This window comes from Streptomyces sp. NBC_01381 (assembly GCF_026340305.1).
Taxonomy (GTDB): Bacteria; Actinomycetota; Actinomycetes; order Streptomycetales; family Streptomycetaceae; genus Streptomyces.
Genome location: NZ_JAPEPI010000001.1, coordinates 347,233 through 365,080, shown reverse-complemented (window position 1 = coordinate 365,080; position 17,848 = coordinate 347,233). Strand labels below are relative to the sequence as shown.

17 protein-coding genes are annotated in these 17,848 nt (G+C 70.0%); 10 read left to right on the top strand and 7 right to left on the bottom strand.

The window, feature by feature from the left end; all coding sequences use genetic code 11:
- Positions 1–40 precede the first annotated feature (40 nt).
- From dacB to folE, 6 genes are all read left to right on the top strand, one after another.
- Entirely contained in the window at positions 41–1,594 is a 1,554-nt protein-coding gene (gene dacB / locus OG453_RS01795) for a D-alanyl-D-alanine carboxypeptidase/D-alanyl-D-alanine-endopeptidase (RefSeq protein ID WP_266863783.1), read from the top strand.
- A 207-nt stretch (positions 1,595–1,801) separates the two neighbouring features.
- Positions 1,802–2,923: a zinc-dependent metalloprotease gene (locus tag OG453_RS01790; protein ID WP_266863781.1), complete on the top strand. Its 1,122-nt coding sequence runs from the start codon at positions 1,802–1,804 to the stop codon at positions 2,921–2,923.
- A gap of 224 nt (positions 2,924–3,147) precedes the next feature.
- A complete protein-coding gene (tilS, locus tag OG453_RS01785) occupies positions 3,148–4,272 on the top strand; it encodes a tRNA lysidine(34) synthetase TilS (protein ID WP_266863779.1) in 1,125 nt (374 codons plus the stop codon).
- Positions 4,273–4,323: 51 nt separating this feature from the next.
- Entirely contained in the window at positions 4,324–4,884 is a 561-nt protein-coding gene (hpt, locus tag OG453_RS01780) for a hypoxanthine phosphoribosyltransferase (RefSeq protein WP_135330538.1), read from the top strand.
- A gap of 215 nt (positions 4,885–5,099) precedes the next feature.
- Positions 5,100–7,124 carry an ATP-dependent zinc metalloprotease FtsH gene (gene ftsH / locus OG453_RS01775; RefSeq protein ID WP_266863775.1) on the top strand — a complete coding sequence of 675 codons (2,025 nt, stop codon included), beginning with the start codon at positions 5,100–5,102 and terminating at the stop codon, positions 7,122–7,124.
- Positions 7,125–7,245: 121 nt separating this feature from the next.
- Positions 7,246–7,851 carry a GTP cyclohydrolase I FolE gene (gene folE / locus OG453_RS01770; protein WP_266863773.1) on the top strand — a complete coding sequence of 202 codons (606 nt, stop codon included), beginning with the start codon at positions 7,246–7,248 and terminating at the stop codon, positions 7,849–7,851.
- 31 nt (positions 7,852–7,882) lie between these two features.
- Here folE and OG453_RS01765 read toward each other — a convergent pair whose 3' ends face one another.
- The 6 genes from OG453_RS01765 to OG453_RS01740 form a co-directional block, all read right to left on the bottom strand.
- Complete coding sequence (locus OG453_RS01765) at positions 7,883–8,377, bottom strand: DUF3180 domain-containing protein (protein ID WP_266863771.1); 495 nt, start codon at positions 8,375–8,377, stop codon at positions 7,883–7,885.
- Positions 8,378–8,461: 84 nt separating this feature from the next.
- Positions 8,462–9,073 (bottom strand): 2-amino-4-hydroxy-6-hydroxymethyldihydropteridine diphosphokinase, encoded by a 612-nt coding sequence (gene folK, locus OG453_RS01760; RefSeq protein ID WP_266863769.1) that lies wholly within the window; start codon positions 9,071–9,073, stop codon positions 8,462–8,464.
- Entirely contained in the window at positions 9,070–9,429 is a 360-nt protein-coding gene (folB, locus tag OG453_RS01755; RefSeq protein WP_135330533.1) for a dihydroneopterin aldolase, read from the bottom strand. Before folB ends, folK begins: the two co-directional genes overlap by 4 nt.
- A 133-nt stretch (positions 9,430–9,562) precedes the next feature.
- On the bottom strand, positions 9,563–10,072 hold the full coding sequence (locus OG453_RS01750; RefSeq protein WP_266863766.1) for a nuclear transport factor 2 family protein: 510 nt from the start codon (positions 10,070–10,072) through the stop codon (positions 9,563–9,565).
- Positions 10,069–10,941 (bottom strand): dihydropteroate synthase, encoded by an 873-nt coding sequence (gene folP, locus OG453_RS01745; protein WP_266863764.1) that lies wholly within the window; start codon positions 10,939–10,941, stop codon positions 10,069–10,071. Before folP ends, OG453_RS01750 begins: the two co-directional genes overlap by 4 nt.
- A gap of 30 nt (positions 10,942–10,971) precedes the next feature.
- Positions 10,972–12,777 (bottom strand): phosphatidylglycerol lysyltransferase domain-containing protein, encoded by a 1,806-nt coding sequence (locus OG453_RS01740; RefSeq protein WP_266869673.1) that lies wholly within the window; start codon positions 12,775–12,777, stop codon positions 10,972–10,974.
- 139 nt (positions 12,778–12,916) lie between these two features.
- Between OG453_RS01740 and OG453_RS01735 the strand changes: the two genes are divergently transcribed.
- Positions 12,917–14,038 (top strand): esterase family protein, encoded by a 1,122-nt coding sequence (locus OG453_RS01735; RefSeq protein WP_266863762.1) that lies wholly within the window; start codon positions 12,917–12,919, stop codon positions 14,036–14,038.
- A 19-nt stretch (positions 14,039–14,057) separates the two neighbouring features.
- Here the strand turns inward: OG453_RS01735 and OG453_RS01730 are convergent, their stop codons facing one another.
- Positions 14,058–15,215, bottom strand: coding sequence for an ABC transporter ATP-binding protein (locus tag OG453_RS01730; protein ID WP_266863760.1), 1,158 nt, complete (start codon positions 15,213–15,215; stop codon positions 14,058–14,060).
- Positions 15,216–15,348: 133 nt separating this feature from the next.
- Here OG453_RS01730 and OG453_RS01725 point away from each other — a divergent pair, with 133 nt between their 5' ends.
- The 3 genes from OG453_RS01725 to OG453_RS01715 all read left to right on the top strand — a co-directional run bounded on the left by OG453_RS01725 (position 15,349) and on the right by OG453_RS01715 (position 17,831).
- Entirely contained in the window at positions 15,349–16,077 is a 729-nt protein-coding gene (locus tag OG453_RS01725) for an ABC transporter permease (protein WP_266863758.1), read from the top strand.
- Positions 16,074–16,787, top strand: coding sequence for an ABC transporter permease (locus OG453_RS01720; RefSeq protein WP_266863756.1), 714 nt, complete (start codon positions 16,074–16,076; stop codon positions 16,785–16,787). The genes OG453_RS01725 and OG453_RS01720 overlap by 4 nt, the downstream gene beginning before the upstream one ends.
- A 69-nt stretch (positions 16,788–16,856) precedes the next feature.
- A complete protein-coding gene (locus tag OG453_RS01715) occupies positions 16,857–17,831 on the top strand; it encodes an ABC transporter substrate-binding protein (RefSeq protein ID WP_266863754.1) in 975 nt (324 codons plus the stop codon).
- Positions 17,832–17,848: the final 17 nt, after the last annotated feature.

Here is a 17,848-nt window from a genome sequence, read left to right as displayed (position 1 = left end):
CCCTCACGCAGAAGTGTGATCGCGAAAGGGGCTGGTCGTCGTGCCTGAGCTCAAGCCTTGGCAGCAGACCCGGCAGCTATTGAGGCAGCTTCCGAAGCCTTCGGCTCCCAAGCTCCCGGGCGCTCTCAAATCTCCTGCGAAACTCAAGACCTGGCAGCTCACAGCGGGTGCCGCCACCGTCGGACTCGCTGTCGCGGCCGGGGCGGTGGCCGCGGCCGGCCCTTGGGACTCCTCCGGTCAGCGTACGGCCGAGCGGGACTGGGCCGCTTCTCAGGAGGCCGGGGGTGGCGCAGATCACGGCGCTCGTACGTCCGGACGAGCGCCGGAAGCCGCCCCGAGCGCCCCTTCCGTGCTCAGCGGGCTCGGCGCTCCCGCCGGTGCCGCGCAGGGCGGCGCGGCGGCGCCCGTGCCGAACGGGAAGGCGCTCGCGGGGGTCCTCGACCCGCTGATGAAGGACAAGGCCCTCGGCCCGGAGCGCTCGGCCGTCGTCGTCGACGCGGACAGCGGGGAGCGGGTCTACGGCAAGGGGGTGGGCGAGACCCTGACGCCCGCGTCCACCACGAAGATCGCCACGGCGGTGGCGGCGCTGACCGCCGCCGGCGCGGACCACCGCATCACCACGAAGACGGTGATCGAGCCGGACTCGAAGGACGTCGTCCTGGTCGGCGGCGGCGATCCCACGCTCACCGCCCGCAAGGACGGCCCGTACGCGAAGAGCTCGGCGAGCCTGCGCGAGCTGGCCGAGGACACCGCACGCGCCCTGAAGGACCGCGACGCCGGCAAGGTGACTCTGTCGTACGACACCTCGCTGTACGCCGGTCCTTCGAAGCACCCCATCGGGCCGAACGAGAACCTCTCCCCGGTCACCGCCCTGATGGCCGACGAGGGCCGTCTCGACGACTCCGCCAGCGGGCCCGCCGCGCGCTCGGGCGACCCGGCGAAGGACGCGGCGAAGAAGTTCGCGGACCTCCTGAAGGACCACGGCATCGAGACGAAGAAGGACCCCGGCCCGGCGAAGGCGTCCGGCCGGGCGGAATCCCTCGCCAAGGTCGAGTCCCCGCCGCTCTCGTCCCTGGTCGAGCGGATGCTGACGCACAGCGACAACGACATCGCGGAGGCCCTGGCCCGCCAGACGGCGCTCGCCGCGAAGGAGCCGGCAAGCTTCGACGGCGCGTCCAAGGCGATCGACGCCGAGCTGGGCAAGGTCGGGCTGCCGCTGGCCGGGGCGAAGTTCGCCGACGGCAGCGGCCTCGACCGGGCCGACCGGATCTCCGCCGAACTGCTCGCCGCGCTCCTCGACCGCGCCGCCGACCCGGCCCACCCCGAACTGCGCTCGGTGGTCACGGGCCTCCCCGTGGCCGGCTTCACGGGCACGCTGGTCGACCGCTACCCCAAGGACTCCCCGGGCACCGGCGTCGTGCGCGCCAAGACCGGCACGCTCACGGGCGTGAACACCCTGGCGGGCACGGTCGTGGACGCGGACGGCCGCCTCCTGGTCTTCGCCTTCATGACAACGGGGACGACGGACCCGAAGGCGGCACAGGCGGCACTGGACGGAATGGCATCGGCGGTGGCGGGCTGCGGCTGTCGCTGAGGAGCGCGCCCCAAAGGGGCGCGGGGCTGTATCGATATGCGGCTCCGCGGCGCGGGCGTGCCAAGCCACGACGGAGCCGCAGTCGGCCGACGGCCCGTGTTCTCCCGTGGGGGCCCGGACCCACCGCGGGCTCAGCGGCATCACCTAGGGGGAAGGTCAGGGCCACAACCTCCTCCGCAGCCGGACACGACCACGTACCGTTGACGCATGACGAGCATCGGTGGTGCGGAGATGGTCGACTGGAATCTCGCGGTGGCGACCGCGACCCGGCTCGTACGGCCGGGTCCAGAAGTGAGCCGGGACGAGGCGCGCGCCATCGTCGCCGAGCTCCGCAAGCATGCCAAGTCCTCGGAGGAGCACGTCCGTTCCTTCACCCGGATGGGGACGGGCGACATCCATGACACCCCGGTGCTCGTCGTCGACCGGGCCGGCTGGATCCGGGCGAACGTGGCGGGGTTCCGGGAGATCCTCAAGCCCCTCCTCGACAAGATGCAGGACCGCCGCGGCAGCGGCCCCGGCGGCGCCATGCTCGGCGCGGTCGGCGGCAAGGTGACGGGCGTCGAGCTGGGCATGCTGCTCTCCTTCCTCGCCTCGCGCGTCCTCGGGCAGTACGAGACCTTCGCCCCGGCCACCCGCGACCTCCCGGCGGGGGAGAACGGCGGCGGCAGGCTTCTCCTCGTCGCGCCGAACATCGTGCACGTCGAGCGCGAACTGGACGTCGACCCCCACGACTTCAGGCTCTGGGTCTGTCTGCACGAGGAGACGCACCGCACCCAGTTCTCCGCCGTGCCCTGGCTGCGCGACCACCTGGAGGGGGAGATCCAGTCATTCCTCTCCGAGACCGACGTCGACCCGATGACGTTCCTCGAGCGCATCAGGGAGGCCGCCCAGTCGCTCGCCGGCGGCCGACCCGAGGGCGAGGAGGACGACGGGGGCCGCTCCATCGTCGAGCTCGTCCAGACCCCCGCCCAGCGGGAGATCCTCGCCCGCCTCACGGCCGTCATGTCGCTCCTTGAGGGCCATGCGGACTTCGTGATGGACGGGGTCGGGCCCGATGTGGTGCCGTCCGTCGGCGAGATCCGTGAGAAATTCCAGCAGCGCCGCGCCCGCGGGGCGAGCCGCCTTGACCAGGCCCTGCGCAAGCTCCTCGGCCTTGACGCGAAATTGCGCCAATACCGGGACGGCGAGCGTTTCGTCCGAGCCGTCGTCGGCGAGGTCGGAATGGACGGCTTCAACCGCGTGTGGACTTCGCCGAACACCCTGCCCACCAAGGCGGAGATCGCCAAACCGGCGGACTGGGTCGCGAGGGTGCACCGTAAGGGAGAGTGAGGGACCGGATGCGGCCGATGGCAGGAGAACGCCCCCGCAATCACCCGTCCGAGGGACCGTGAGCCATGGGTAGGCGTGCAATGCTCGGGGAACGGCTCGGCTCTGTCACCATCGACACACTCTGAGTGACTAACCTCATGAGGTCTGACTGAGGCCCGATCTCCTGAGCGGTCCTGAGTGACAGGTCCGAGGCTCACCCCCGAACTTCATGAAGGGAACCGGACATGGGTCCCCATCCTGCGGTCGCGGCGATACGCCTGGCGGTCCGCCGCGTACTCCACGACGTACTGACCGACGTACAACGCACCGATCACCAGCGCCCCGACGCACCGCGCCAGGACGCCCGTCCCGACGCACCGCGCAACCCCGGGCGCGTCCCGCGCGCCTCCCGCCCCCACCCCCACCCTCCACGCGAGCAGGCCGCCCCGCCACTCGTGCTCGTCGCATGCTCCGGCGGCGCCGACTCCATGGCGCTCGCCTCCGCCCTCGCCTTCGAGGCCCCCAAGCTCGGCATCCGCGCCGGCGGCGTCACCGTCGACCACCGGCTGCAGGGCGGCTCCGATCTGCGCGCCGCCGAGGTCGTCACCCGCCTCACCGCGCTCGGCCTCGACCCCATCGAGTCCGTGGCCGTCGACGTCGGCAGGGACGGCGGCCCCGAAGCCGCGGCCCGCGACGCGCGCTATGCCGCCCTCGACGCCGCCGCCGAGCGGCACGGCGCCGCCGCGATCCTGCTCGGCCACACGCGAGACGACCAGGCGGAGACGGTTCTGCTCGGCCTCGCCCGCGGCTCCGGCATCCGCTCCCTGTCCGGGATGGCGGCCGTTTCCGGCGGGCCCGGCGCCGACCGCCGCTACCGCCGCCCGTTCCTGCACATCGACCGGCAGACCGCCCGCAAGGCCTGCATGGTCCAGTCGCTGCCCGTCTGGGACGACCCGCACAACACCGACCCCGCCTACACCCGCTCCCGGCTGCGGCACGAAGGACTGCCCGCCCTGGAGAAGGCGCTCGGCAAGGGTGTGGTGGAGGCTCTCGCCCGTACGGCCCAGTTGTCCCGGGACGACGCCGACGCCCTGGACCACTGGGCCGCGCAGGCCGAAGCCTCCGTGCGCGACGCCACGGGACTCCTGGAGTGCGCCAAGCTCTACGCCCTGCCGCCCGCCGTACGCCGCAGGATCGTGCGCCGCGCCGCCATCGAGGCGGGCTCCCCGGCCGGTGCGCTGTTCGCCCGGCACATCGAGGAGATCGACCGGCTGATCACCGGATGGCGCGGTCAGGGAGCCATCAATCTGCCGGGCAAAGTCGTGGCTCAGCGCCAGGGTGGCAGACTGGTTATCCGGCAAGGCTGTTGACCGAGGGGACCCTGGTCCCCGCGCAGCCGGTGTGACGGACGACCGAAAGTGATGCGGGTGGACGCGAAAGACATGGGCACCGACCTTCAGTCGGTGCTCATCACCAAGGAAGAGATCGACGCGAAGCTGGCTGAGCTGGCCGCGAAGATCGACGCGGAGTACGCGGGCAAGGACCTGCTGATCGTCGGAGTCCTCAAGGGCGCCGTGATGGTCATGGCGGACCTGGCGCGTGCGCTGTCCACCCCGCTCACGATGGACTGGATGGCTGTGTCGTCGTACGGCGCGGGCACCCAGTCCTCCGGTGTGGTGCGGATCCTCAAGGACCTGGACACCGACATCAAGGGCAAGCACGTCCTGATCGTCGAGGACATCATCGACTCCGGTCTGACGCTGTCCTGGCTGCTCTCCAACCTCGGCTCGCGCGAGCCCGCGTCGCTGAAGGTCTGCACGCTCCTTCGCAAGCCGGAGGCGGCCAAGGTCGCGATCGACGTGGAGTGGGTCGGCTTCGACATCCCGAACGAGTTCGTCATCGGGTACGGCCTGGACTACGCGGAGAAGTACCGCAATCTGCCGTTCGTCGGCACGCTCGCTCCGCACGTCTACGGCGGCTGAACGTTCCGCCTCCCGGCGGCTGATCCCGGCGCTCCCGGCCAACTCCACTGAGACGGCCGGGAACCCTCACCCGTTTCCCGCCGTTGGAGCATGCGAAGACGGGTTTGTCAGCCGTCCCGTGCGGCTTCGGGTGACAATGCTGGGGTACCGTCCGAAGAACAGTCTTTATCAAACTCACTATGGCAGGAGGGACGGGGCGTCATCGCTCCGTATGGATGGACGTGAAGCGATACTTCCGTGGGCCAGTCATGTGGATCGTGCTGGCCGTCCTTGCCGTGGTCGTGTTGATGCAGGTCGTCGGTTCGTCCGGCGGCTACAAGACGGTTGACACCGGCCAGGTTGTGCAGGCGATCAACGACGACAAGGTCGAGTCCGCCAAGCTCACCACCGGTGACGAGCAGACCATCAAGGTCGAGCTCAAGGATGGCCAGAAGGTCAAGGACAGCAGCAAGATCCAGGCGAGCTACATCGGCGACCAGGGCGTCGCCATCGCCGACACCTTGCAGGAGAAATTCCAGGACAAGAAGATCCCCGACGGTTACACCGTCTCGCCGTCGAAGCAGAACCCGTTCGTCGGCATCCTTCTTTCCCTGCTCCCCTTCGTCCTCATCGTCGTCGTCTTCCTGTTCCTGATGAATCAGATGCAGGGCGGCGGCTCCCGGGTCATGCAGTTCGGGAAGTCCAAGGCCAAGCTCATCACCAAGGACACCCCGAAGACGACCTTCTCCGATGTGGCGGGGTCCGACGAGGCCGTCGAAGAACTCCACGAGATCAAGGAGTTCCTGCAGGAGCCGGCCAAGTTCCAGGCCGTCGGCGCCAAGATCCCCAAGGGTGTGCTGCTCTACGGCCCGCCCGGTACGGGTAAGACGCTGCTCGCGCGTGCTGTCGCGGGCGAGGCGGGCGTCCCCTTCTACTCGATCTCCGGTTCCGACTTCGTCGAGATGTTCGTCGGTGTCGGTGCCTCCCGAGTGCGTGACCTCTTCGAGCAGGCCAAGGCGAACGCCCCGGCGATCGTCTTCGTCGACGAGATCGACGCGGTGGGCCGTCACCGTGGCGCCGGTCTCGGCGGTGGCCACGACGAGCGCGAGCAGACGCTCAACCAGCTGCTCGTCGAGATGGACGGCTTCGACGTGAAGGGCGGCGTCATCCTGATCGCCGCCACGAACCGGCCCGACATCCTCGACCCGGCGCTGCTTCGCCCCGGACGTTTCGACCGGCAGATCGCGGTCGACCGCCCGGACATGCAGGGCCGTCTGGAGATCCTCAAGGTTCACCAGAAGGGCAAGCCGGTCGCCCCGGACGTCGACCTGGGCGCGGTCGCCCGGCGCACGCCCGGCTTCACGGGTGCCGACCTGTCGAACGTGCTGAACGAAGCGGCGCTCCTGACGGCGCGCAGCGACAAGAAGCTGATCGACAACCACTCGCTCGACGAGGCGATCGACCGAGTCGTGGCGGGCCCGCAGAAGCGGACCCGGATCATGTCCGACAAGGAGAAGAAGATCACCGCGTACCACGAGGGCGGACACGCCCTGGTCGCGGCGGCTTCCCCGAACTCGGACCCGGTCCACAAGATCACGATTCTGTCCCGCGGCCGGGCCCTGGGCTACACCATGGTTCTGCCCGAAGAGGACAAGTACTCGACCACGCGCAACGAAATGCTCGACCAGCTCGCGTACATGCTGGGCGGGCGCGCGGCCGAGGAGCTCGTCTTCCACGACCCGACGACGGGCGCGGCGAACGACATCGAGAAGGCGACTGCGACCGCGCGGGCCATGGTCACGCAGTACGGCATGACCGAGCGGCTCGGCGCGATCAAGTTCGGCGGCGACAACACCGAGCCGTTCCTGGGCCGCGAGATGTCGCACCCGCGGGACTACTCGGAAGAGGTCGCGGCGCTGGTCGACGAAGAGGTCAAGAAGCTCATCGAGACCGCGCACAACGAGGCCTGGGAGATCCTGGTCGAGAACCGCGACGTGCTCGACAACCTGGTCCTCCAGCTCCTCGAGAAGGAGACGCTCAACAAGGAGCAGATCGCCGAGGTCTTCGCCGGCATCGTGAAGCGCCCGGCCCGCCCGGCGTGGACCGGTTCCTCGCGGCGTACGCCCTCGACCCGCCCGCCGGTGCTCTCCCCCAAGGAGCTGTCGCTGACGAACGGTGCGAACGGCTCTACGCCCGCGGTCACGGCCGGTGCATCGGAGACGCCCATCGAGGTGACCAAGGAGGATCGCCCCGAGAGCTGACCCCGGTCGCCTCAGCAGGCCCGGAATGGATGCTGCGCCCCCCTGGTTTTAGCCTGGGGGGCGCAGTTTTTTCGTACGCAGCTGCGCGCAGGCACGCAGAACGCAAGGAACGAGGCACCAGATGACCGACCCTGTGACCCTGGACGGCGAGGGCTCGATCAGCGAGTTCGACGAGAAGCGGGCCGAGAACGCCGTGCGCGAGCTGCTGATCGCGGTCGGGGAGGACCCGGACCGCGAGGGTCTGCGCGAGACTCCCGGTCGCGTGGCACGCGCGTACAGGGAGATATTCGCGGGCCTGTGGCAGAAGCCCGAGGACGTCCTGACGACGACGTTCGACCTCGGTCATGACGAGATGGTCCTGGTGAAGGACATCGAGGTCATGAGCAGCTGTGAGCACCATCTGGTGCCGTTCGTCGGTGTCGCCCACGTCGGCTACATCCCGTCGACCGACGGCAAGATCACCGGTCTGTCGAAGCTCGCCCGCCTCGTGGACGTGTACGCCCGCCGCCCGCAGGTCCAGGAGCGTCTGACGACGCAGATCGCGGACTCCCTGATGCAGATCCTGGAGCCGCGCGGCGTCATCGTGGTCGTCGAGTGCGAGCACATGTGCATGACGATGCGCGGTGTGCGGAAGCCGGGCGCCAAGACGATCACGTCGGCCGTGCGCGGTCAGCTGCGTGACCCCGCGACGCGCAACGAGGCGATGAGCCTGATCATGGCGCGATAGCGCCGCGGCGGGCCATGGGCCGTAGCGGCCGTCAGGCCGCGGGGGCCGCCCCGCCGTTCTGGCCGTTCTCGTCGGTGTCCTCAGGGAGCTTGCAGACCCGCTCCATGAAGAAGGCGGCGGCTATCACCGCGATGCCCGCCACGACCGAGAGGCCGGCGTAGATCGCCTGGTCGCGGCGGGCCGGGATGTCCAGGTACTCCAGGAGGAAGACGCCCGTGCCGCCGTACATGCCGGCGACGAGGGCGGCCACCAGGGCGCTCGCCTGGCCGAAGACGACCGCGCGGGCGGCCATCAGCGGTTCGACGCCCTTCGCGCCGGGGCGCCGCTCGCGCTGGGCGCGCAGCCGGGAGCGCAGGGAGAGGGCCGTGGACAGCAGGACCACGGCGATCACCGCGAGCACGATGGGCGCGGCGAGCGGGACCCTCGGCAGCGTGCCGAGGGAGTCCCAGAGCCGGGCGCCGGCCCAGGACAGCACTCCGGCCACCACGAAGAGGCCGGCCAGTGTCCTGATGCGCAGCTGCTTCACGGATGACCCTTCGTCGTTGTGCGAATCCGCGTCGTACGGATCGTCGTACGGATCTTCGTTGTGCGGACCCGATGACCCTAACGACTACTCGGGCAGCCGGAGTTCCAGGTCGACACGGGGTTTGACGCCCTCGCGGGTGAGCGCGGCGAGCAGCTCGGCGACCGGGCCGCGGCCGGCCAGCTGTGCCTCCGGCTCCACGTCGTGCCAGGGGGCCAGGACGAAGGCCCGCTCGTGCGCCCGGGGGTGGGGCAGGGTGAGGACCGGGTCGTCCGACACCACGTCCGCGTACGCCACGATGTCGACGTCGATGGTGCGGGGGCCCCAGCGCTCGTCCCGCACGCGGTGGAAGGCCTCCTCGACCGCGTGCGCCCGCTCCAGGAGCGAGGAGGGCGGCAGGGTCGTCTTCACCACGACGACCGCGTTGAAGTACGACGGCTGGCTGCCCGGCTCGACGCCCCAGGGCTCGGTCTCGTACACCGGAGAGACCGCTTTGACGCGCAGGCCGGGGGTGTCCTCCAGGGCGTCGACGGCGCCCTGGAGGTTCTCCAGGCGGTTGCCGAGGTTGCTGCCGAGGGAGATCACGGCGCGCTTGGGGTTGGAGAGGGTCGTGTCGGCGGCGTCCACCTGCTCCACCACGGCCGTGGGCACCGGCTGGACGGTCGGGTCGCTCTGCCCTTGCGTGGAAAACGCGGTCATACTCGGCTCCGGGTGATGGTGACGGTCACATCGTCGAAGGGGACGGTGATCGGGGCGTCCGGTTTGTGGACGCACACCTCGACCTCCAGGACTCCGTCGTGCTTCAGACACGTCTGGGCGATGCGCTCGGCGAGCGTCTCGATGAGGTCCACCGGCTCGCCCTCGACGACGGCCACGACCTCCTCCGCCACGACGCCGTAGTGCACGGTCTTCGACAGGTCGTCGTCGGCGGCGGCCGCACGGGTGTCCAGGCCAATGACCAGGTCCACGATGAAGGTCTGGCCCTCTTCGCGTTCCCGCGGAAAGACACCGTGGTGCCCACGGGCCTTGAGGCCGCGCAGCGCGACACGATCCACGCGAATCACTCCTGCAATCGTCGGTATCGGCAGGCCTGCACCGAGTGCGGTCGGCACACCAGCCACGATCGAATCTACCTGCGAGCACTGACAGTCCTCGCCCGCGGGGGCTCCTCGACCCGCCCCTACCCACTCAGGAGGGTGACTCTTCGCCCTCTTCGTCGTCGGTTTCGGCGAGTACGGGCGATGCGTGGTGCGACCAGAGCTTCCATCCGTCCGATGTGCGCCGGAACACATTCGTGGCGACCACCAGCTGCCCGACGAGCGGCCCGAGCTCGCCGCCGCCCTCGGGGGGCGGGCCGCCGCTGAGGATGTTCTCGGTGCAGGTCACCAGGGCGGTGTCGCCCGCCACGCCGACGTGGACGTCGGTGAGGAAGAACTGGATGTACTCCGTGTTCGCCATGATCAGTGCGTACGACCTGAGCACCTCGCCGCGGCCGGTGAGGACCGGCCAGCCGGGGTGGACGCAGGAGATCGCGGTCTCCTCGTCGTCCGAGCCGACCACTTCGTCGTCGAGGGCGTCCCTGGTGCCGGTGTCCAGCCACAGGTCGGACACCTCGTCGAAGTCGCCGCGCTCCAGCGCTTCGTAGAAGGCCGTGTTGGCGCGCTCGACCTGTTCGACGTCGGTACGGGCCCCGGTCACAGGTCGCCGCCGGCCGCGCTGGTCACGGCGTGTGCGACCCGGACGGCGTCGGCGGTGGCCCGCACCTCGTGCACGCGGACCGCCCAGGCGCCCTGGTGGGCGGCGATGGCGGAGACCGCGGCGGTGGCGGCGTCGCGCTCGCGGGCGGGCGGCGGCGCGCCCTCGGGGCCCGCGAGGACGCGGCCGAGGAAGCGCTTGCGGGAAGCGGCGACCAGGATCGGGTGGCCGAGCTCACGCAGCCGGTCGAGGCGGGCGAGGAGCGCCAGGTCGTGCTCGGCGTCCTTGGAGAAGCCGAGGCCCGGGTCGACGACGATGCGCTCGGGGGCGATGCCGCCCTCGATGGCGGCCCGCACGCGCGCGTGGAGCTCGTCGACGACTTCGGAGACCACGTCCTCGTACACGGGCTTGGCATGGATGTCGGCGAGGAAACCGCGCCAGTGCATGACCACGAAGGGCGCGTCGGCGGCGGCGACCGCGGGGACCATACGGGCGTCGGCGAGGCCGCCGCTGACGTCGTTGACCAGGACCGCGCCGGCGGCCAGTGCCTGCTCGGCGACGGTGGCCCGCATCGTGTCCACGGAGACCGTGACGCCCTCGGCGGCCAGACCCCGCACGACGGGCACCACGCGGCGCAGCTCCTCGTCCTCGTCCACGCGCGTGGCGCCGGGCCGGGTGGACTCGCCGCCCACGTCGACCAGGTCGGCGCCCTGGGCGACCAGGTCGATGCCGTGTTTCACGGCGGCCGTGGTGTCGAACCAGCGGCCCCCGTCGGAGAAGGAATCGGGCGTCACGTTCACGACCCCCATGACCGCACAGCGGCCCCACTCCGGCAGCCCTTCGACCGATCCCCGCCCGCGCAACGTACTCATGCCTCCAGCGTAGGCCCGTACGAGGCGCCCTTACGCCGCCCGGACCTCACGCTCCGCCGACCGGTGCGGGCAGGGGCGGCGCCCCGGAGTGCGTCCGCGCAGGAAACGGGGCAGCGCGAACGTGACGAAGCCCTCGGCCTGCATGGCCGCGAAGCCGATGCGGGGCAGGTCCTTGGAGGAGCGGTAGACGACGAAGCGGGGCTCCCAGCGGGGGCGGAACTTCGCGTTGAACTTGTACAGGGACTCGATCTGGAACCAGCGCGAGAGGAAGACCAGCAGGCCGCGCCAGGCGCGCAGGACCGGGCCCGCGCCGATCTTCTCGCCGCGTGCGAGGGCCGCGCGGAACATGGCGAAGTTGAGGGACACGCGCGCGATGCCGAGCTTCGGGGCGGCCTGCAGGGCGGCGACGATGAGCAGCTCATTCATGCCGGGGTCGGCTGCGCGGTCGCGGCGCATGAGGTCCAGGGAGACACCGTCCTCGCCCCAGGGGACGAAGTGCAGGACGGCCTTCAGGTCGCCGTAGGCGCCCGGGTCCTCGTCGGCCTTGTGTGCGGTCGCGATCAGGCAGTCGCCGTCTCCGGGGTCGCCGATCCGGCCGAGCGCCATGGAGAAGCCGCGTTCGGTGTCAGTGCCGCGCCAGTCGTCGGCCGCCCGCTGGATCCTGGCGAGCTCCTGCTCGCCGAGGTCACGCACGCGCCGTACGCGCGTCTCGTAGCCATTGCGCTCGATCCTCTTGACCATCTGGCGCACGTTGCGCATCGCGCGCCCGGCCAGGGAGAAATCCGCGACGTCCACCACCGCCTCGTCGCCCAGTTCGAGGGCGTCGAGGCCGGTCTCGCGGGTCCAGACCTCGCCGCCCGTCTCGGAGCAGCCCATGACGGCGGGGGTCCAGGAGTGGGCCTTCGCCTCGTCCATGAAGCGCTCGATGGCGCCGGGCCAGGCCTCCACGTCGCCGATGGGGTCACCGCTGGCGAGCATCACTCCGGAGACGACGCGGTAGGTGACGGCGGCCTTGCCGCTGGGCGAGAAGACGGCGCCCTTGTCGCGGCGGAGCGCGAAGTGGCCGAGGGAGTCGCGGGCGCCGTGCTTGGCGAGCAGGGCGCGCAGCTTCGTCTCGTCGTCCTCGGTGAGCCGCGCGGCGGGGTGTTCGGGGCGGAAGGCCAAATAGACAGTGGTGATCGCTGTGAGCAGGCCGAGTGCGCCGAGTGAGCAGCCGACGGTCCAAGACGTACGCCCGTAGTAGTCGACCGGGCCTTCGAAGCCGAACAGGCCGTACAGGACGTGGGCCAGGCGGTCCGTGATGCCGGGGTCTCCGATGACCTTGCCGGGGTGGACGCTGACGATCACCAGGCCGAGCGCGATGGAACCGGCCCCGAGGACAACGAAGTTGGCCAGGGCGCGCCAGCGGCTGCGCGGGTCGGGGAGCGCCGCGAATTCACCGCGATGACGCAGCAGCAGGCTCAGCAGGGCGAGCGAGATCAGCACGCCGATGACGGAGTGGCGGTACATGAACTGGGCGGCGGCTCCGGCCGGGAGCAGCACCACGGCGGCCCGCCAGGCGCGCCGCTTGTGGCGGCGCAGGCCGTGCGCGAGCAGCAGCAGGAGGACGCCCGAGCTGAGCGCGAGGGCGGCGGCGAAGGGGCCGAGCGCGCCGGGCAGGACCTCGGCGACGGCGTGCATGCGGCTGTGCCGGAAGCGCGGGAAGACGCCCGCCGCGATGTTCAGCAGCCCTACGAGGGCGCAGGCGCGGGCCACGAAGGTCGGTACGGCCTCGGGGCGGGGGCCGCGGAGTATCCGGCGGAGCTTGCCGTCACCGCCTGGAACCACACCCGAAATTTCGCCATCTATCCTGACAGACATCGCATCCCGTAGTTCCGCGAGAGACCTTGGACCCGGCGCCAAAAGCGGCATCCGGCGACAATTGCGCCCTCTAGGACGGCCCTTCCGGGCCTCGGGTTCACTCCGGATCGGAAAAATGGGTCTTACGAGCAACAAGGTCCTCGCGTTGGCGGTGGCTCTGGCCGTCGTGCTGTTCATCGGAACCGTCTGGTTCTGGCCGCGCCTGGCCCGGCAGAACTGGCGGACCGTCACCGGACGGGTCGGCCTGCTGATCGCCACCCAGCTGGCGATCTTCGCGTCCGTCGGCTTCGCCGCCAACCAGGCGTTCGGCTTCTACGCGACCTGGGCGGACCTCTTCGGCCAGGAGACAAGCCCCGGAGTGGTCGTCGACCACGACCCCGCTAAGGGCGAGGGCGGCCCGGTCGACGTCCGCGGCACCCGCCCGGTGAACGTCCCCGGAGGCGGCAGGCCATCGACCGGCGGCCAGATCCAGAAGGTCACCATCAGCGGGAAGGAGTCGGACATCGCCAGCGAGGCGTACGTCTATCTGCCGCCCGAGTACTTCCAGCCCCGCTACAAGGACCGCAGGTTCCCCGCGGCCGTGGTGCTGACCGGCTACCCCGGGACCGCGGAGGCGCTCATCAAGGGCCTGCGCTACCCGCAGACCGCCCATGCGCAGGCCAAGCGGGGCACCATGCAGCCGATGATCCTGGTCATGCTGCGGCCGACGGTCGCGCCGCCGCGGGACACCGAGTGCGTGGACGTTCCCGGTGGCCCGCAGGCCGAGACGTTCTTCGCCAAGGACCTGCCCGACGCCATGTCCGAGCACTACAGGGTGGGCGAGAAGCCGGGGAACTGGGGCGTGATCGGCGACTCGACGGGCGGCTACTGCGCGCTGAAACTGGCCGTCCACCACCCCGACGTGTACGCCGCCGGGGCGGGCCTTTCCGCGTACTACAAGGCGCCCATCGACGTCACGACCGGCGATCTCTTCCACGGCGACAAGGAATTGGAGCGGCACGCCGACCTGATGTGGTCCCTGGACCACATGCCGCCGCCCCAGACGTCCCTCCTCGTCACCACGAGCAAGCAGGGCGAGGACAACTACGCGGACACCGAGAAGTTCATCGACAAGGTGAAGCCGCCCACCCGGGTCTCGTCGATCACGCTGCCCAGTGGCGGGCACAACTTCAACACGTGGCGCCGTGAGATCCCCGCGACACTGGAGTGGATCAGCGGGCGGTTGAGCGCCACATAGCTCTCCAGAGGCCCGCGGTTCAGCTCCCGCCGATGGCCGCGATGGTCTCCAACTCGACGTCCCCGCGCGCGATGTCACGGGCGTCGGCCGCCGTCGACCTGCGCAGTGCCTCGTGCAGCCGGGCCGGCGTGAGCACACCCAGGAAGCGGCCCTCGCTGTCCTTGTCGATGACCGCGATCCAGCCCGCGTCGTGCTGCAGCATCGTCGCGAACGCCTGCTTCAGGGTCGCGCCCACCGGAAGCCACGCCTCCATGCGGCGTGCGTGGTCCCGCACCGTGCCCGAACCGCGGTGCGCGTGCTCGGCGGAGATCCAGCCGTGCAGGTTGTTCTCGCCGTCCAGGACGACGGCCCAGCGGGCGTCGAGCTTCGCGGGCAGCCGGTCGTCCAGGTGCAGGACGGGCGGCTGCTCCAGGTCGCCCTCCTCGATCGGTGTCACGGAGAGCCGCTTGAGGCCGCGGTCCGCGCCGACGAAGTCGGCCACGTAGTCGGTGGAGGGCGCGCCGAGCACCGTCGAGGGAGTGTCGAACTGCTCGATGCGGCCCTGGCCGTAGACAGCGATGCGGTCGCCGAGGCGGACCGCCTCCTCGATGTCGTGCGTGACGAAGAGCACCGTCTTGCGCACGGCCTGCTGGAGGCGGAGGAACTCGTTCTGCAGGTGCTCGCGGACCACGGGGTCGACGGCGCCGAACGGCTCGTCCATCAGGAGCACGGGCGGATCGGCGGCGAGCGCGCGGGCCACGCCGACGCGCTGGCGCTGGCCGCCGGAGAGCTGCTCGGGGTAGCGGTCGCCGAAGGTGGCCGGGTCGAGGCCGACCAGGTCGAGGAGTTCGGCCGCGCGCTCGCGGGCCTTGGCGCGCTTGACGCCGAGGAGGTGCGGGACGGTCGCGGTGTTCTCCAGGACCGTCTTGTGCGGGAAGAGGCCGACCTGCTGGATGACATAGCCGATACGGCGCCGGAGTTGGACGGGGTCGATGGCGGATATGTCGTCGCCGTCCACGAATATCCGGCCGTCGGTCGGCTCGATGAGACGGTTCACCATCTTCATCGTCGTCGTCTTGCCGCAGCCCGACGGGCCGACGAGCGTGACCAGTTCACCCTCGGCGACCTCGAAGGACAGGTCGTCGACGGCGGTGGTGCCGTCCGCGTACCGCTTGGTGACGTGCTCGAACCGGATCATGATTCCCCATTGTTGCGGGCGTTGTGTAAAGCCCATGTTGCGCCAGTACGACGAGTCTCGGCGATTGTCAGTGGTGCGCGTTAGGGTCGCCAGACAGCCGCAGGAATCGGTTTTCGGGGGGAGGTGGGACGCGATGAGCGAGCAGAACTGTCTGGTGGCGAACGACTGGATCTGCGGGGAGTACGTCCGTTCCCGCAGCCAGGAGTTGATCGACGCCACCGTGCAGCACATGGGCATCACCGCGGCATCGGTGGCGATCGGCGTCGCCGTCTCCCTGCCGCTGGCGCTGCTCGCCCGGCGCTGGCGCTTCCTCGCGGGGCCGATCCTCGGCCTGACGACCGTGCTCTACACGGTCCCTTCGCTCGCGATGTTCTCGCTCCTGCTGCCGTTCTTCGGGCTCTCCGCCTCGCTGGTCGTGACGGGCCTGGTCCTGTACTCGCTGACGATCCTGGTGCGGAACATCCTGGCGGGGCTGCAGGCCGTGCCCGACGAGGCACGGGACGCGGCCAAGGGGATGGGGTACGGCCCGCTGCGGCTGCTGTGGGAGGTCGAACTGCCGCTCGCGCTGCCCGCGTTGCTCGCCGGCGTGCGCATCACGACGGTGTCGACGGTGGCGCTGACCACGGTCGGCGCGATCGTGGACTACGGAGGGCTCGGCACTCTGATCCTGGACGGCCTCGACACGACCTTCAAGGCACAGGTGCTCACGGCGTCCGTGCTGTGCGTGCTCCTCGCCGTCGTGGCCGACCTGCTGCTCCTGGCGCTCCAGCGGTGGCTGACGCCTTGGACGCGGGTCCATCGAATACGGACGAACCGTGCCGCTCGCGCGCAGCGCACGGCCAAGGTGGCTGAACCTGCATGAACGCGATCACCGGTGCGTACGACTGGCTGACCACGTCCGCCAACTGGCAGGGCGACAAGGGGGTGTGGCACCGGCTCGCGGAGCATCTCTACTTCAGTGGGGTGTGTCTCGCCGTCGCGTGTCTGATCGCGCTGCCGATCGCGCTGTTCCTCGGCCACATCGGCAAGGGCGGCGCCCTCGCGGTGAACATCTCGAACGTCGGCCGTGCGGTGCCGACGCTCGCGGTGCTCGTGCTCCTCACGCTGACCCCGCTGGGCGAGCACGGGGACGTACCGACGCTGATCGCCCTGGTGCTCTTCGCGGTGCCGCCGCTGCTGACCAACGCGTACATCGGGATGCGCGAGGTCGACCGGTCGGTGGTGGAGGCCGCGCGGGGGATGGGCATGAGCGGCGGCCAGCTGTTCGCGCGGGTCGAACTGCCCCTGGCGTACCCGCTGATCATGACGGGTGTCCGGTCCGCCGGGGTGCAGGTCGTCGCCACGGCGACGCTGGCCGCGATGGCCGGCGAAGGGGGTCTCGGCCGGATCATCACGGCCGGGTTCAACCTGCAGAACACGCCCCAGGTGGTGGCGGGCGCCCTGCTCGTGGCGCTGCTCGCGCTCTTCGTAGAGGTGGTGCTCGTGGTGGTGGGGCGCATCTGCGACCCGTCCCGCGGTGTCGGCAGGGGCGGGCGGCCCCGTCCGGTGAGTGATTCCTCGGCGGCCGGGTGATTCCTCAGTGGCCCGGATCCGGAGTGGCCCGGATCCGGTTTTGTTTCCTTTCGAAATGGTGGTTCACCGATGAACAGCACAACGCGTCGCGCGCGACGGATGGCAGGGGCGGCCGTGGCCGTCGTGGCGCTGACCGCGGGGCTCACCGCGTGCGGCGGGGACAGCCTGGAGAAGGACGGCAAGGGCTCGGGCGACAAGGCGGGCGGCAAGGGCAAGCTCGTCGTGGGCTCGGCCCGCTTCACCGAGCAGAAGGTCCTCGCCGAGCTGTACGTCGGTGTCCTGGAGGAGGCCGGATATGACGCGGAGGTCAAGACCGTCCAGAACCGCGAGGTGTACGAGCCCGAGCTGAAGAAGGGCTCGATCGATGTCGCTCCCGAATACGCTGCGACGCTCGCGGAGTTCCTCAACCTCGGCAAGAACGGGCCCAAGGCGAAGCCGGTCGCTTCTAATGATGTGGACGCCACGGTGGCCGAGCTGAAGAAGCTCGCCGAGCCGCGCGGCCTGAAGGTGCTTCCGGTCGGCGAGGCGGTCGACCAGAACGCGTTCGCGGTGAGCAAGGAATACGCGAAGGAGCACAAGCTCAAGACGCTTTCTGATCTTGGTGAGTCGGGCGAGAAGGTCAAGATCGCCGCGAGTGACGAATGCGAGACCCGGCCGTTCTGCGCGCCGGGACTGAAGAAGAAGTACGGCATCGACATCGCCGGAATCGACCCCAAGGGCGTCGGCACCACACAGTCCAAGCAGGCCGTGAAGAACGGCACGGACCAGGTGGTGCTGACCACGACCACCGACGCGACGCTGGACAGCTTCGGCCTGGTGGCCCTCGAGGACGACAAGAAGCTGCAGAACGCGGACAACATCCTTCCGGTGGTGAACGCGAAGGAAGCGGGCGACAAGGAGATAGCCGAAGCGCTCGGCAAGCTGACCGAGACGCTCACGACGGAAGATCTCGCCGAACTCGACCGGAAGGTCGATGTCGAGCGGCAGAAGGAAGCCGATGTCGCCAGGGAGTATCTGGAGTCGAAGGGATTGATCAAGAAGTAGCGCGGCCGAAACCGGAG

Bases quoted from the DNA above. Each gene is read 5' to 3' on its own strand.
- OG453_RS01790 (WP_266863781.1), top strand. From the start codon at position 1,802: ATGACGAGCATCGGTGGTGCGGAGATGGTCGACTGGAATCTCGCGGTG.
- tilS (WP_266863779.1), top strand. From the start codon at position 3,148: ATGGGTCCCCATCCTGCGGTCGCGGCGATACGCCTGGCGGTCCGCCGC.
- hpt (WP_135330538.1), top strand. From the start codon at position 4,324: ATGCGGGTGGACGCGAAAGACATGGGCACCGACCTTCAGTCGGTGCTC.
- ftsH (WP_266863775.1), top strand. From the start codon at position 5,100: ATGGACGTGAAGCGATACTTCCGTGGGCCAGTCATGTGGATCGTGCTG.
- folE (WP_266863773.1), top strand. From the start codon at position 7,246: ATGACCGACCCTGTGACCCTGGACGGCGAGGGCTCGATCAGCGAGTTC.
- folK (WP_266863769.1), bottom strand. From the start codon at position 9,073: ATGACCGCGTTTTCCACGCAAGGGCAGAGCGACCCGACCGTCCAGCCG.
- folP (WP_266863764.1), bottom strand. From the start codon at position 10,941: ATGAGTACGTTGCGCGGGCGGGGATCGGTCGAAGGGCTGCCGGAGTGG.
- OG453_RS01735 (WP_266863762.1), top strand. From the start codon at position 12,917: ATGGGTCTTACGAGCAACAAGGTCCTCGCGTTGGCGGTGGCTCTGGCC.
- OG453_RS01730 (WP_266863760.1), bottom strand. From the start codon at position 15,215: ATGATCCGGTTCGAGCACGTCACCAAGCGGTACGCGGACGGCACCACC.
- OG453_RS01725 (WP_266863758.1), top strand. From the start codon at position 15,349: ATGAGCGAGCAGAACTGTCTGGTGGCGAACGACTGGATCTGCGGGGAG.
- OG453_RS01720 (WP_266863756.1), top strand. From the start codon at position 16,074: ATGAACGCGATCACCGGTGCGTACGACTGGCTGACCACGTCCGCCAAC.
- OG453_RS01715 (WP_266863754.1), top strand. From the start codon at position 16,857: ATGAACAGCACAACGCGTCGCGCGCGACGGATGGCAGGGGCGGCCGTG.